The sequence below is a fragment of the Sphingopyxis terrae subsp. terrae NBRC 15098 genome (genome assembly GCF_001610975.1).
Classification (GTDB): Bacteria; Pseudomonadota; Alphaproteobacteria; order Sphingomonadales; family Sphingomonadaceae; genus Sphingopyxis; species Sphingopyxis terrae_A.
In genome coordinates this window covers 3,614,205-3,627,277 of record NZ_CP013342.1, presented here as the reverse complement: position 1 = coordinate 3,627,277, position 13,073 = coordinate 3,614,205, and the positions used below count along the sequence as shown (strand labels likewise).

Below are 13,073 nucleotides of genomic sequence, written 5' to 3'. Positions count from 1 at the left end.
GCGATGCTGCGCGCGGCGGGGGCGGGGCTTGCCATGCTGGCGCTGGCCGCCTGCGCGGGCGGCCAATATCGCCCGGTGGCCGATACGCCGGTGCGGATCGGCAAGCCCTATGCGGTCCGCGGAGCGACCTATGTCCCCGCCGCCGCGCCTGCCTATGACGCCGTCGGCTATGCGAGCTGGTACGGCAGCGAATCGGGCAATCGCACCGCAAATGGCGAGAAATTCCGGCCCGGCTGGATCACCGCCGCGCATACCACGCTGCCGCTGCCGACCTATGTCGAGGTGACGGCGCTCGACAGCGGGCGGCGGATCGTCGTGCGCGTCAACGACCGCGGGCCGTTCGCCGGCGGCGGGCGCATCATCGACCTGTCGAAAGGCGCCGCCGAAGCTCTCGGCGCGCACCGCCATGGCGTGGTGCCGGTGCGCGTGCGGCGAGTCGAACCGTCCGACGAGGATCGCGCTCGGCTGCGCAAGGGCAAGCCGGCGGCGGCGCTCGCCCCCTTGCCACCGCGCGAGCTTGCGGCGCTGCGCGCGCGGCTGGCGGCGGGGGAGCGCTGAGGCGAAAGAGGGCGGCGGGCGTCAGTCGCAGGCGCGGTGGAGCTTGACCGCGAGCCACGCCGAGATCAGGCACATGACCGCGCTCATCAACAGCTGATCGACGACGCCGACGCCCGCGAAGCCGAGCCCGATAGCGAGCAGCGAGCCCGCGACCATCGCGCCCGAATTGACGATATTGTTCGCCGCGACGGTGCGCGCGGTCTGGTCCTTGGGCACGGTGGTGGTCAGGAAGGCATAGAGCGGCACGACGAACATGCCGCCGCTGATCGCGATGCCCATCAGGCTGGCGAGCAGCGGGATGACATCGGCGTGGTTTAAAAAGCCGCCGATGCCGTAGAGCGTGCCCGCGGGATCCTGCTCCCAGTTGCGGCAGACGAAATAGAAGGCGACGACGAACGCGCCCATCACGACGACGCTCGCCGGGCTGTAGCGCGCCGATACCTCGCCCTTGAGCAGCCGGTTGACCGCGACCGAGCCGATCGCGATGCCGATCGAGAAGACCGCGAGGAACAGGCTCGCGACGCTCTTGTCGGCGTGGAGGATATTCTTCACCAGCGGCGGGAACTGGATGAACAGCACCGCGCCAATCGTCCAGAAGAAGCTGATCGACAGGATCGCGAGATAGAGCCGCTTGATATGCATCGTGCCGCGCACCAGCGCGATCGACGAGCGGACGATGTGCCAGTCGATCCCCGTTTCCTCGTGCTGCGGCGGCGCGGGCGGCACCTTGCGCCCGGTCCAGTAGCCGATGAAGGCGACGAGCACGACGCCGAGCGCCGCCCATTCGACGTCGATGATACCTGCGAGGATCGTGCCCGCGAGGATCGCGATATAGGTGCCGGCCTCGACCAGCCCGGTGCCGCCCAGCACCTCGTCGCTTTCCAGATGCTGCGGCAGGATCGCATATTTGATCGGACCGAAGAAGGTCGAGTGGATGCCCATCGAAAACAGCGCCAGCATCATCAGCGGAATGGCGACCAGATGCACCGCCCAGCCCATCCATGCGAGGACGAGCCCGGTGCCGCCGACCGCCATGATGAGGATTTCGCAGAATTTGACGATGCGGATGATCATCGCCTTGTCGCGCGTGTCGGCAAGCTGCCCGGCGAGCGCCGACAGGAGGAAGAAGGGCAGGATGAACAGCCCGGTCGCGACCGCGCTGAACAGCGTTTCGGACGCTTCGTCGTTGAAGACGCCGTAGACGACGAACAGCACCATCGCATTCTTGAACAGATTGTCGTTGAACGCGCCGAGCAATTGCGTGACGAACAGGGGAAGGAACCGGCGTTGCTTCAAAAGCGCAAAGGATCCGGTCATTGAAATTCCATCATTGCAGTCCGACATAGCGACCCGGCCGCGCCAAAGGGGCAATTCGGTTGTCGCCCGGGGGGCTTATCGGTTAGGGCTTGGACGGTCAAAGCCCATTTTGGAACTTTCGCGCGATCAGGGGTCATGCTCAGCCTACCGAACATCTTGACGCTTTCGCGCATCCTGACGGTTCCGATCCTGCTGGCGCTGCTGTGGCCGGGCGCGCGCGAGGGGACGCACCAGCCGGCGCCGCTCTATTATGCGCTGGCCTTCGTCCTCTACTGCCTGATGGGCATCACCGATTATTTCGACGGCTATGTTGCCCGCGCGCGCGGCACCGTGTCGCGGCTCGGCGCCTTCCTCGATCCCATCGCCGACAAGATCATGATCGCGGCGGTGATCCTGCTGCTCGTCTTCACGCGCGACATCACCGGCATCCACGTCATCGCCGCGCTCGTCATTCTGCTGCGCGAGATCATCGTGTCGGGGCTGCGCGAATTCCTCGCGACCTTGCAGGTGTCGATGCCGGTCACCCGGCTCGCCAAATGGAAGACGACCTTTCAGCTTGTCTCGTTCGGCGCGCTGATCCTGGCGGGCGCGCTGCCCGCTATGGAATGGGTCCGCAGCGTCGGCCTGGCCACCCTGTGGGGCGCGGCGGTGCTGACGATGATCACCGGCTGGGATTATCTGCGCGTCGGCCTGAAGCATATGGACTGACGCCGGTGGCGCTGCAGCTCGCCTATTTCGCCTGGGTGCGCGAACGCATGGGATGCGGCGAGGAGCAGGTCGAACCGCCCGCCAATGTCGCGACCGCGTCCGACCTGATCGCATGGCTCGCCGCGCGCGACGACCGCGGCGCCCGGGCCTTTGCCGATCCGGCGCGGATTCGCGTCGCGATCGACGGCCAGATGATGGGCAATGACGCGGCGCTTGCCGGCGCCCGCGACGTCGCGTTGTTCCCGCCGGTGACGGGCGGATGATCCGCGTCGTCGTCCAGGACGCGGCGATCGACTTTGCGACCGAGACCGACCGCCACGACGCGGGCGGGCACGGCGCTACCGCTAGCTTCGTCGGCCGGGTGCGCGGCGACGACGGCGTGATCCAATTGTTCCTCGAACATCACCCCCAAATGACCGAGCGCGGCCTCGCCGACCTGGCGCACGCCGCCGCGGACCGCTGGCGGCTGCCGGCGCTGACGCTGATCCACCGCGTCGGCGCGATGGCGCCGGGCGAGGCGATCGTGCTCGTCCTCGCCAGCAGCCCGCACCGCGCCGAAGCGCTCGCTGCCTGCACCTTTCTGATCGACCGGCTGAAGACCGACGTCATGCTGTGGAAGCGCGAGACGCTGGCTGACGGCGCCGTCCGCTGGGTCGAACCGCGCGCGGCCGATCAAGAGCGCGCGGAGGGCTGGGATTAGGGAGCGGGCGGAAGGGACGGCTTGGGATGGTTAGCTGCTTTACGGGCCGCGACCACCATATACCCCCCATATCTTCGAGACCGCCCCGTTTTCGGCCTCCCAGCCGACATTCCATATGTTTGAGACGATCAGCTTCTTCTCTACGAATGTGGCGAACCGACCATGTGGCCCCTCTTTGATTGAGAAACCTTGTCGCTCCAACTCCTCGATGATGGCGTTTTCAGCAGTGCCGAGGGGGAAGCGAGCTTTCAGCCTCGCATCGAAGATCGGCTCACCCTCGGCGTATGTTGCTGGGAGATCTCGCGTGATCTCCGGGATTCGCTCCATCTCGCTCGCGATAACACAGGTGATCACGACGGACGCCGCGAGCAAAGAAAAGGCCGAAATCATAAGCCGCATCGGGCGTTCGATAATCAATATTCGCCGCGACTGCCATGGGGTCGTTAGCGATCATTCGATCGCCGGGGACCAATATATCGACGCGGGACTTTCATAAGTTTATAATTGGGGCTGCTGTCGGCCGGGCGCTTTACTGCTGCGCGCCCTTGGCGCGGTTGCGGTCTGTCGGTCAATTTGCCCGGTGTTTGCGGAAAATGTCGGCGAGCATGCGGAATTCGTCGGCGCGCGGGCTGCCCTTGCGCCAGACGAGGGCGATGGTGCGCCAGTCGTGGTCGGAATCGAGCGGGCGGGTGTCGATGTCGGTGTGGTCGAGTATGCCCGCCTCGATCGCCATCTGCGGCAACATGGTGATACCCAGCCCGTTGTCGACCATCTGCACGAGCGTATGGAGCGAAGTGCCCATCATGCGTGCGCCCGCGCGCAGTTCGGGGCGGTTGCACGCCGCAAGGGCGTGGTCTTTGAGGCAGTGGCCGTCCTCGAGCATCAGCATCTGCGCGGGGTCGATCTGGTCGGCGCTGACCATTGCGGGAAGATCCTCCGACTGATCGCCGGGGAAGGCGACGAACAGCGCGTCGTCGAACAGCGCCTCGCTCTCCACATCGCCGCAGGCGTAGGGCAGGGCGAGCAGCACGCAATCGACCTGGCCGTGGTGCAGCGATTCACACGCCTGCGCGCTCGGCTCTTCGCGCAGGAACAGCTTGAGCGACGGGCGTTCCTTGCGCAGCCGCGGCAACAGGTCGGGCAGCAGGAAAGGCGCGATCGTCGGGATCACGCTCATCCGCAATTCGCCCACTAGCGGCGCCGAGGCGGCGGCGGCCATGTCGGCAAGCTCCTCCGCCTCGCGCAGCACCCGGTGCGCCTTTTCGACGATCGCGTCGCCGAGCCCGGTAAAGCGGACGACGCGGCGGGTGCGTTCGACGAGGGTCTGGCCGAGCAAGGTTTCCAGCTCGCGGATGCCCGCCGACAGCGTCGACTGGGTGACGTTGCATGCATCGGCGGCGCGGCCGAAATGGCCATGCTCGTGCAGCGCGACGAGATATTGCATCTGCTTTAGCGAGGGCAGGTAATATTGCATTGATCGAATATAGCAATCGGATTGGTAATTTCGAGTGACTTCGTCGATTATATGCGTCGCGGTCGCATGAGAGGAAGGCAAGGGGACCGAGCCGATGGCAGACGAAGGTGGACGACGAAGACGGGGCGCTAGCGTCGGGGAGCTAAGGCGCATGGACAAAAACCAACCTCATAAAGCGTCCGCTTTCGCGAATGTTCGGCATCGAGCTGAATGAGCGGGATGGGATGGGGAGCTGAAAGGCTGCTCTGCGTCTTCTATAGGCAAATGTTGCCGGGATTTGGCTACAAGTATCCGATGGTGCCACGACTTAATAATTATCAGCCAAGCTAGAATTAACGCAGTCATAGGAAATTTGCACAAGGGTAGCGCTGAATAAGGGGTGGGAGCAAGAAATGTCATTCCGCAGGATCGCAGAGATCGTTGTTATTGCGGCGACGACAACGGCCTCGCCAGCTTTTTGCCAGGACGCGGATGTCTCGTCGAACGAGCCAATCCGCACCATTTCGGCAGTGGTCGATTCAGATGCGAAAGCAGCTATTTCAGGGATCAACACGTTCTCGCTTGACCTTTATCGGCGCACGCTGACCGCTGATGAAAACCATTTCCTTTCGCCCGCCAGCGTTTCGGTTGCCATAGGTCTTGCCTATCGCGGCGCGCGCGGTACGACGGCGGGGGAGCTTGAGAAGACATTCCATTTCACCAAGCCGCCGTGGGACTATCTGCGTGCCAACGGGCAAGTGCTTGACACGATGAATTTTTCCGGACCGCGACGCGAACTACGAACGGCGAATGCCGTCTGGTTGCAGGACGAGATGCCGCTTCTGCCCGAGTATGAGAAGGACGTGACGGCTTTTGCGCAGGCAGGGTTGCAGCGTGTGAACTTTCGCGGAGGAGCGAATGCCGCGCGCATCCAGATCAATAGCTGGGTTGCAGAAAGCACTCGGGGCAAGATCAAAGACCTGCTGCTGCCGGACGACATCACAAAACGAACTCGCGCGATCCTCGTCAATGCCATCTACTGGAAGGGCGCATGGGCTGGCGCTTTCGATAAAAAGCAGACAAAAACGGAGCCTTTCACGCAATTGAGTGGCGATCAGGTTTCCACGCCGCTCATGCGCCAGCAGTCCAACTTTCGGCTGATCGAGCGGGGCGACTTCAAGGCGATCTCGCTGCCGTACGTGGGACACGAAGTCGAAATGGTTGTGTTTCTGCCCAATTCGGCAAAGGGCCTGCCGAAATTCGAAGAAGAGCTCACCGCCGCTGATCTCGCAAATTGGCTTACCGACCTCGCCAACGCCGAGTGGCGCGAAACCATCCTGACGATACCCAAGATGCATGTAGAATTGCGGCAGGACCTCAAGAATTCTCTTATCTCGATGGGCGCACCCACAGCATTTTCAGACCATGCCGACTTTTCGGGAATGGCCACAATTCCATACCCCGGCGAGGTTCCCGAAGCCGTCGGACTGAAAATCGCTCGCGTCATTCACAAGACATATCTTGATGTGGACGAGGTCGGTGCGGAGGCTGCGGCCGCCACTGCGGTCGGGGATATCGTCGTCTCCAGCGCCCGAAGGGAACCACCTCCGCCGCCGTTCATATTCCGGGCGGACAAGCCGTTCTTTTTCCTGCTGCGCGACCTACGGACTGGTTTGATCCTGTTCATGGGACGCTATGTGAAAACCCAAGCGGAGCGTCCGCTCGGCGACTAGGGATTCAGGCCTCCGGCCACACGATATTCAAGCACCGCGATGCCCCCCCCCCGGGGGCGTCAACGTATGACGGCTATTGGCGCACCCTCGTCTCGATTGGAATGGCCTAAGATCGGTTGATACTGTTGAAAAAGTCCGAAAGGGGTTTTGGCGGGCCATATTGGAACCAAGTATAGTTGCCTATGCGCATCGATCGTTCGCGCGGCCGAGACTTCATGAATCATTATTACCGAAATTCGATGGGCGCCGTGCGGCGGCCGACTTTTTCAACAGTATCTGTCGAATGCTGTCGTAGCACCGGTCAGCGAGCACTTTGGCAATATTGCCCATTGGCTTGCCATCTGCCGCCCGCGTCAAGACATGCATCAACGACAAGTAACCCCCGGAAAGCCCACCCCATCCATGCTAAAATGACCGCTAGCGCGATAAAGGCGATCAGAAGGCTTGGTTTCATCGACGCTTAATGCCGCTGCGATGCGACGTCCGCAATGGTCTTTAGCTGCCATCTCGTCCCGAACTGCACCCGATGGCGAAAACCGGGGTGGTGAGCTGCCATTAAGATTTCGCGCTTAAAAAAAGGCAGTATGTCCATCAGGATCATCACGATAGCCATATTGGCGGCACCCGCGGCCTTGCTCCTGCTACTAAAGCTTTTTCCAAATCTGATATTGTTTGCCCTTCATCAGCTCTACTATGCGCCGCTGGGATCGTGGATCGGTCTGCCGTTTTTCCGACCTGACTCCGAGATTGTTTTCGAGGTGCTTTGGCCGGGACGGATGCTGGCGATAGCAACCTATTCTGGAATGATATGGCTTTTCTGGCTCGCTCGAATGAAGCTTTTTCAAAGCGGGGACACAAAATAGCAGTCAGTTGAGCGGCCGGACGTCTACAATCGGTCGTGTCCGGAAAGGCAGCTTTCGGAACGAAATGGAGGTTAGCTGCCGTCCTCGCAGCACTGGAATTTGTCTACGCGGCCCAGTCTCCGGCGCCTAGCTTCTGTGATCGAAGCCCAGCCAGTCGGCCGTCGGCATCAGGAAGAGGTCGGTGTCTTCGGTGCGGCACCCGGCGGCGGTCAGCATCGCGTGCACCTGACCGCGGTGGTGCGTCTGATGGTTGAAGATATGCGGCAGCACGATGCCGAGCGGGGCGGAGACGTCCCGGCCCGCGGCGCCGCTGTACCAGTCGAGATTGCCGGCAACGGCGCCCGGCGCCATCGCGTCGGCCCAGGTCACGACGAGCGTGTCCATCGCGGTGCGCTGCGCCTTCAGATCGTCCCAGTCGGCGACGAAGCCGCCGCTTTCATTGCCCGGACAATCGGGCGGCGGGCAGCGGTCGAAGCGCGACAGCCAGATGCGGTCGGCCCACAGAAGGTGCGAGAGTGTCGCGTGGATCGACCCGAAAAAGGCGCCGCGATCCAGCCGTCGCTCGGCATCGGTCAGCGTGTCGGCGGCGGCATAGGCGGCGCGGTTTTGCCACCCGTTGTAGCGCGCCATCATCTGCACAAAGCGATTGTCGATCATCGGCCTGTCTCCCGCGCGCGTGCCGGCACGCCAATGACATGCTTGTCAGCAAGCCGCTTGGCATCCGTCAAGTCTTGCCGCATGCTCGAGCAAAACAAGGGAGAGTGTGCAATGCGATTCCATGTCCTGTCGCTGGCCGCCGCGATGGTCGCGGTCGCCGCCAGTCCGGCCGCGGCCAAGACGATCAATGTCTCGGCCGAGGGCGCCGACGCCAACGAGAAACTGCAGGAAGCGCTGATCCTCGCCGAACCCGGCGATGTCGTGCAACTGGGTGCGGGCACCTGGAAGCTGACCGACGGGCTGTCGCTTGATGTCGATAACGTCACGGTGCGCGGCGCGGGGACCGGCGAGGGCGGATCGATCCTGGACTTTTCAGGGCAGCAGGGAGCGGGCGAGGGGCTGCTCGTTACCTCCGACGATGTGCTGCTGACCAATTTCGCGGTGCTCAACACGCGCGGCGACGGCATCAAGTCGAAAGGTGCCGACCGCATCGTCTACAACGAACTGCGCGTCGAATGGACCGCGGGCCCGAAGGAAACCAACGGCGCCTATGGCATCTATCCGGTCGAAAGCCAGGATGTGCTGATCGACAGCGTCTATGTGCGCGGCGCGTCGGACGCCGGCATTTATGTGGGCCAGTCGCGCAACATCGTCGTGCGCGATTCGATCGCGACCGAAAATGTCGCCGGGATCGAGATCGAAAACTGTTTCGACGCCGACGTGCACGACAATATCGCGAACAAGAATACCGGCGGGATCCTGGTGTTCGACCTGCCCAATCTGCCGCAGCAAGGCGGGCATAATGTCCGCGTCTTCGACAATGTCATCAGCGACAACAGCACGCCCAATTTCGCGCCGAAGGGCAATATCGTCGCCAGCGTGCCGACGGGGACCGGGGTTCTGGTGATGGCGAACCGCAATGTCGAGGTTTTCGACAATGTGTTCGAGGACAATGGCACCGCCAATGTGATGATCGTCGGCTATCGCTACGACCAGAAAGACCCCAAATATCAGCCGCTGCCGCGGCAGATCGTCGTGCGCGACAATGCGCATGGCAAGGCGGGCTTCGCGCCAGCCTTTCCGGGCGGAGCCGAGATCGCGGCGGCGATGGGCGGAGCTATTCCGCCGGTGCTGTGGGACGGCGCGGGCGACGCGATCGTCCTCGACGATGTCGGCGTGCTGTCGCTCGGCCTGCCCGACGTGACGACGCCGCAGAGCGAAGCGAAGCCGGTGCCGGTCAAGCTGGGCGGCACGCCGCCGCCCGCGCTGCCCGCCATCGTGCTGCCGGAGGGCATGGAGGCCAAGGTCCAGTGAAGCGTATCGCCGCCGCGCTGATCGCGGCGCTGCTCTGCGCCAGCGCGGGCGGCGGGGCGGCGCCGGCCGCGGTCGATCAGGCCTTGATCGAGGGCAGCGCGATGCCCGCAAAGCTCTCCGCCTTTGGGCTGTTCGCGGGGAATGATCCGGCGCGGCCGGTCGCGAGCTTTGCCTACACGCTGCGCACGCCCTTGTTCAGCGACTATGCCGAAAAGCATCGGTTCGTGTCGATCCCGGCGGGCAAGCGGGCGACGGTGCTGGCGGACGGCACGGTCGATTTTCCGGTCGGCACTGTGATCGTCAAAAGCTTCGGCTGGCCCGACTTCAACGATGGCCGTCCGGTCGAGACGCGGCTGCTGATCCACCGCGCGAGCGGCTGGGTGGCGCTGCCCTATATCTGGGACGCCGACGGCCGGGACGCCTCGCTCGCCATCGCGGGGCGGCGCGTGCCGGTGGCGTTCAAAAGCCCCGACGGGACGGCGCATGCGATCCAATATGGCGTGCCCAACCGCAACCAGTGCAAGGAATGCCACAGCCGCGCGGGTGCGATCGTCCCGATCGGCCCCAAGGCCCGCAACATGGTGCTGGCGGATACGGTCGGCGCCGATACGCGCGCGCTCTATTTCACCAACCCCGCGGCGCTGAAGCCGGCGATGCCGCGCTGGGACGATCCGGCGAGCGGCACGCTGCAGGACCGCGCGCGCGCCTATCTCGAGGCCAATTGCGCACATTGCCACAATCCCGAGGGCAGCGCGTCGAACAGCGGGCTGTTCCTGCGCTGGACCGACCCGGTCGGGGTCAACTACGGCATCGGCAAGCGTCCGACAGCGGCCGGGCGCGGAAGCGGCGGCATGGATTTCGCGATCCAGCCGGGCGATCCCGACCACAGTTTCCTGATCTACCGCCTCGAAAGTCTCGACCCCGGCATTGCGATGCCCGAACTTGGCCGCTCGACGGTTCACAAGGAAGGCGCGGCGCTGTTGCGGGAATGGATTGCGGCGATGCCCAAAGGCGCGCATTAGGCTGGCCCGATGACCGCTCTCATCCTCCATGATTATTTCCGCTCGTCGGCCAGCTTTCGCGTTCGCATCGCGCTGAACCTCAAAGGTCTCGATTACGAGCGCGTCGAGGTCAGCTTGATCGCCGGCGAACAGAAGAGCGACGCCTATCTTGCGCAAAATGCCCAGGGCTTCGTGCCGATGCTCGTCGCCGACGGCGAGCCGATCATCCAGAGCCTTGCAATCATCGACTGGCTCGACCGCGCGCACCCCGAACCGCGGCTGATCCCCGACGATCCGATGGCGCGCGCGGTAGCGCTGGCGCAGGCCTATGTCGTCGCGTGCGATATCCACCCGCTCAACAATCTGCGCGTGCTCAAATATCTGACCCGCGACCTGGGGCTCAACGAACAGACCAAGGATCGCTGGATCGCCGAATGGATATTGCAAGGCTTCGATGCGCTGGAGGCAATGGCCGGCGAAGGCCCATATCTTGGCGGCGACGAACCGGGGATCGCCGACTGCTGTCTGGTGCCGCAGATGTACAATGCACGCCGGTTCGAGGTGCCGCTAGATCATTATCCGCGCCTCATGGAAATCGACGCTGCGTGCATGGAGCATGAGGCGTTCCGGCGCGCGCATCCCGATGCGGTGAAGCCCGCGTGATCCGGCTGGTGTTGGGGGTGGCCGCGCTGGCGATGCCGGCGGCGGCGCTGGCGCAGGAGGCGGCGTCCGATAGCGACATTGTGATCGCCGACTATCGTCGCCCGCAGCCGCAGGACATCATCGTGACCGGTGGCGGCCTGCTCAGCGGGAGCGGCGACGCGGGGCAGACGGTGGCCGTGCTGACCGACCTTGATCCCGGCCTTGGCGCGCGCGTCGAGAACCGGCTGCGCGACGAGGCGGGGCTGGTCCAGTTTCGCCGCAGCGACAGCCGATCGGCGCATCCGACGAGCCAAGGCGTCACGCTGCGCGGGCTGGGCGGCAATGCGTCGAGCCGCGCGCTGGTGACGCTCGATGGGGTGCCGCAGGCCGACCCGTTCGGCGGCTGGGTGGCGTGGAGCGCCTATGATGCGATCCGGCTGGGCGGCGTCGCGATTACCCGTGGCGGCGGCAGCGGCGCCGACGGACCGGGCGCGCTGGCGGGCACCGTTGCGCTCTATTCGCAGATGACCGACGGCGGCGAGGCGAGCCTTGCCTATGGCAGCCGTGACGGCTGGGATGCGGCGTTCAGCGTCGGCACGCGGCTTGGCGACGGACAGGTCGCGGTCGACGGCCGCTACAGCCGCGGCGATGGCTTTGTGCCCGTCGTCGAAAGACAGCGGGGCAGCGCCGATCGCGCCGCGCCCTATCGGCAAGGCGGGCTGGGCGTACGCCTGCGCTTCGATACCGGCCCCGACAGCCGGATCGAGGCGAGCGTGCGCGGCTTTTCGGACAGGCGCGACCGCGGCACTGATTTCACGACCAGCACGGTCGACGGGATCGATGCCAGCTTGCGGTACCTGCACGAACCCGCGGACGGGCTGCAATGGCTCGCGCTCGGCTATGTCCAGGTCCGCGATTTCGACACAGGTTTTGCCAGCGTCGCGGCGAACCGCAACAGCGTGGCGCCGGCGCTCTTTCAGCAGGTGCCGGCGACCGGGCTCGGCGCGCGCGTCGAATTGCGGCCTGCGTTCGGCGCGGCCAATCCGCTGCGTATCGGCGCCGACTGGCGCCGCACCGTCGGGCGGACCGAGGAGGATTATTTCTTCACTGGCCTCAATCCCGGCCGTCACCGCAGCGCGGGGGGCAGCAGCGACACCGTCGGCGCCTTCGCCGAATGGACGTCGGGTAGCGAAGATGACGGCTTGCTGTGGACGCTCAGCGGCCGGGTCGATCATTGGTGGATCGGCATCGGATACCGGCACGAATATAATTTCGGTGGATCGACGATCACCGACGCCCGCTTTGCGGCGCGACAGGGCTGGGAAGGCAGTGGGCGTGCGGGTGTCCGCTGGTCGGCGGGCGATGTGGCGCTGCGCGCCGCCGCCTATCGCGGCTGGCGCCTGCCGACGCTCAACGAACTCTACCGGCCCTTCCGCGTCGGCGCCGATGCGACGGCCGCGAACGAGGCGCTGGCTCCTGAACGGTTGTGGGGCGGCGAGATCGGCGCCGACTGGAGGCGCGGCGGTACGAAGCTGAGCGTCACGCTGTTCGCGAACCGGCTCGACAATGCGATCGCCAATGTCACGCTGGGCACCGGTCCGGGCAATTTCCCCGGCGTCGGCTTCGTCGCGGCGGGGGCGAGCTATAGCCAGCGCCAGAATCTCGATGCGATCGACAGCAAGGGCGCCGAAGTCAGCGCCGAACAGCGCGCCGGCCCGCTGACGCTGCGCGCCACCTATGCCTTCACCGATGCGCGCGTCGCGGCGTCGGGCGCCGCGGCTGCGCTCGACGGCAAGCGGCCGGCGCAGATCGCGAAACATGGCGCCAGCCTGTCGCTGCGCGCAGGCGATGCGGGACCGTTCGGCGGCTTCGCGACCCTGCGCTATATCGGCAGGCAGAATGAGGATGATCTGGGGCTGCAACCGCTCGGCGATGCGCTGACCGTCGATGCCGGGATGTCGTTGCGGTTGACGCAGGGCTTGCGGATCGAGGCGCGCGGCGAGAATATCTTCGACGCGCTCGTTCCGGCGGCACTGTCGTCGGCGGGCATATTGGAACGCGCGACGCCGCGGACCTTGTGGGTAGGTATACGCGCCGCTTATTGATTTCGCAGGCGGCGCAGAGGCG

Annotated in this window: 14 protein-coding genes; 10 read left to right on the top strand and 4 right to left on the bottom strand. The window is 64.6% G+C overall.

The window, feature by feature from the left end; all coding sequences use genetic code 11:
- The first annotated feature begins 3 nt into the window (after positions 1-3).
- Positions 4-558, top strand: a complete 555-nt coding sequence (locus AOA14_RS17290; RefSeq protein ID WP_062902698.1) for a septal ring lytic transglycosylase RlpA family protein — start codon at positions 4-6, stop codon at positions 556-558.
- A gap of 21 nt (positions 559-579) precedes the next feature.
- Here AOA14_RS17290 and AOA14_RS17285 read toward each other — a convergent pair whose 3' ends face one another.
- A complete protein-coding gene (locus AOA14_RS17285) occupies positions 580-1,875 on the bottom strand; it encodes an MFS transporter (RefSeq protein ID WP_062902697.1) in 1,296 nt (431 codons plus the stop codon).
- Positions 1,876-2,010: 135 nt separating this feature from the next.
- Here AOA14_RS17285 and pgsA point away from each other — a divergent pair, with 135 nt between their 5' ends.
- From pgsA to AOA14_RS17270, 3 genes are read left to right on the top strand one after another with little or no spacing between them, the layout of a single operon-like run.
- Positions 2,011-2,583 carry a CDP-diacylglycerol--glycerol-3-phosphate 3-phosphatidyltransferase gene (gene pgsA, locus AOA14_RS17280; RefSeq protein ID WP_062902696.1) on the top strand — a complete coding sequence of 191 codons (573 nt, stop codon included), beginning with the start codon at positions 2,011-2,013 and terminating at the stop codon, positions 2,581-2,583.
- 5 nt (positions 2,584-2,588) lie between these two features.
- On the top strand, positions 2,589-2,846 hold the full coding sequence (locus AOA14_RS17275; RefSeq protein WP_202988318.1) for a MoaD/ThiS family protein: 258 nt from the start codon (positions 2,589-2,591) through the stop codon (positions 2,844-2,846).
- Positions 2,843-3,283 carry a molybdenum cofactor biosynthesis protein MoaE gene (locus AOA14_RS17270; RefSeq protein WP_062902695.1) on the top strand — a complete coding sequence of 147 codons (441 nt, stop codon included), beginning with the start codon at positions 2,843-2,845 and terminating at the stop codon, positions 3,281-3,283. The genes AOA14_RS17275 and AOA14_RS17270 overlap by 4 nt, the downstream gene beginning before the upstream one ends.
- A gap of 39 nt (positions 3,284-3,322) precedes the next feature.
- Here AOA14_RS17270 and AOA14_RS17265 read toward each other — a convergent pair whose 3' ends face one another.
- Both AOA14_RS17265 and AOA14_RS17260 read right to left on the bottom strand, forming a co-directional pair.
- Positions 3,323-3,700 carry a hypothetical protein gene (locus AOA14_RS17265; RefSeq protein ID WP_202988317.1) on the bottom strand — a complete coding sequence of 126 codons (378 nt, stop codon included), beginning with the start codon at positions 3,698-3,700 and terminating at the stop codon, positions 3,323-3,325.
- 151 nt (positions 3,701-3,851) lie between these two features.
- Entirely contained in the window at positions 3,852-4,757 is a 906-nt protein-coding gene (locus AOA14_RS17260) for a hydrogen peroxide-inducible genes activator (RefSeq protein WP_003050383.1), read from the bottom strand.
- 392 nt (positions 4,758-5,149) lie between these two features.
- Between AOA14_RS17260 and AOA14_RS17250 the strand changes: the two genes are divergently transcribed.
- Both AOA14_RS17250 and AOA14_RS17245 read left to right on the top strand, forming a co-directional pair.
- Complete coding sequence (locus AOA14_RS17250; RefSeq protein ID WP_082819985.1) at positions 5,150-6,469, top strand: serpin family protein; 1,320 nt, start codon at positions 5,150-5,152, stop codon at positions 6,467-6,469.
- 584 nt (positions 6,470-7,053) lie between these two features.
- Entirely contained in the window at positions 7,054-7,332 is a 279-nt protein-coding gene (locus AOA14_RS17245) for a hypothetical protein (RefSeq protein ID WP_062902691.1), read from the top strand.
- A 126-nt stretch (positions 7,333-7,458) separates the two neighbouring features.
- On the opposite strand, the gene AOA14_RS17240 is transcribed toward AOA14_RS17245, so the two are convergent.
- Entirely contained in the window at positions 7,459-7,989 is a 531-nt protein-coding gene (locus tag AOA14_RS17240) for a DinB family protein (protein WP_062902690.1), read from the bottom strand.
- A gap of 111 nt (positions 7,990-8,100) precedes the next feature.
- On the opposite strand from AOA14_RS17240, the gene AOA14_RS17235 reads away from it, so the two are divergent.
- Genes AOA14_RS17235 through AOA14_RS17220 form a run of 4 tightly spaced genes read left to right on the top strand, consistent with a single transcriptional unit; the run spans position 8,101 to position 13,051 of the window.
- On the top strand, positions 8,101-9,303 hold the full coding sequence (locus AOA14_RS17235; protein ID WP_062902689.1) for a parallel beta-helix domain-containing protein: 1,203 nt from the start codon (positions 8,101-8,103) through the stop codon (positions 9,301-9,303).
- Positions 9,300-10,325, top strand: a complete 1,026-nt coding sequence (locus AOA14_RS17230) for an SO2930 family diheme c-type cytochrome (protein WP_062902688.1) — start codon at positions 9,300-9,302, stop codon at positions 10,323-10,325. The genes AOA14_RS17235 and AOA14_RS17230 overlap by 4 nt, the downstream gene beginning before the upstream one ends.
- A gap of 9 nt (positions 10,326-10,334) precedes the next feature.
- Positions 10,335-10,967: a maleylacetoacetate isomerase gene (gene maiA, locus AOA14_RS17225; protein ID WP_062902687.1), complete on the top strand. Its 633-nt coding sequence runs from the start codon at positions 10,335-10,337 to the stop codon at positions 10,965-10,967.
- Positions 10,964-13,051: a TonB-dependent receptor gene (locus tag AOA14_RS17220; protein WP_062902686.1), complete on the top strand. Its 2,088-nt coding sequence runs from the start codon at positions 10,964-10,966 to the stop codon at positions 13,049-13,051. Before maiA ends, AOA14_RS17220 begins: the two co-directional genes overlap by 4 nt.
- The last annotated feature ends 22 nt before the right edge of the window (positions 13,052-13,073 follow it).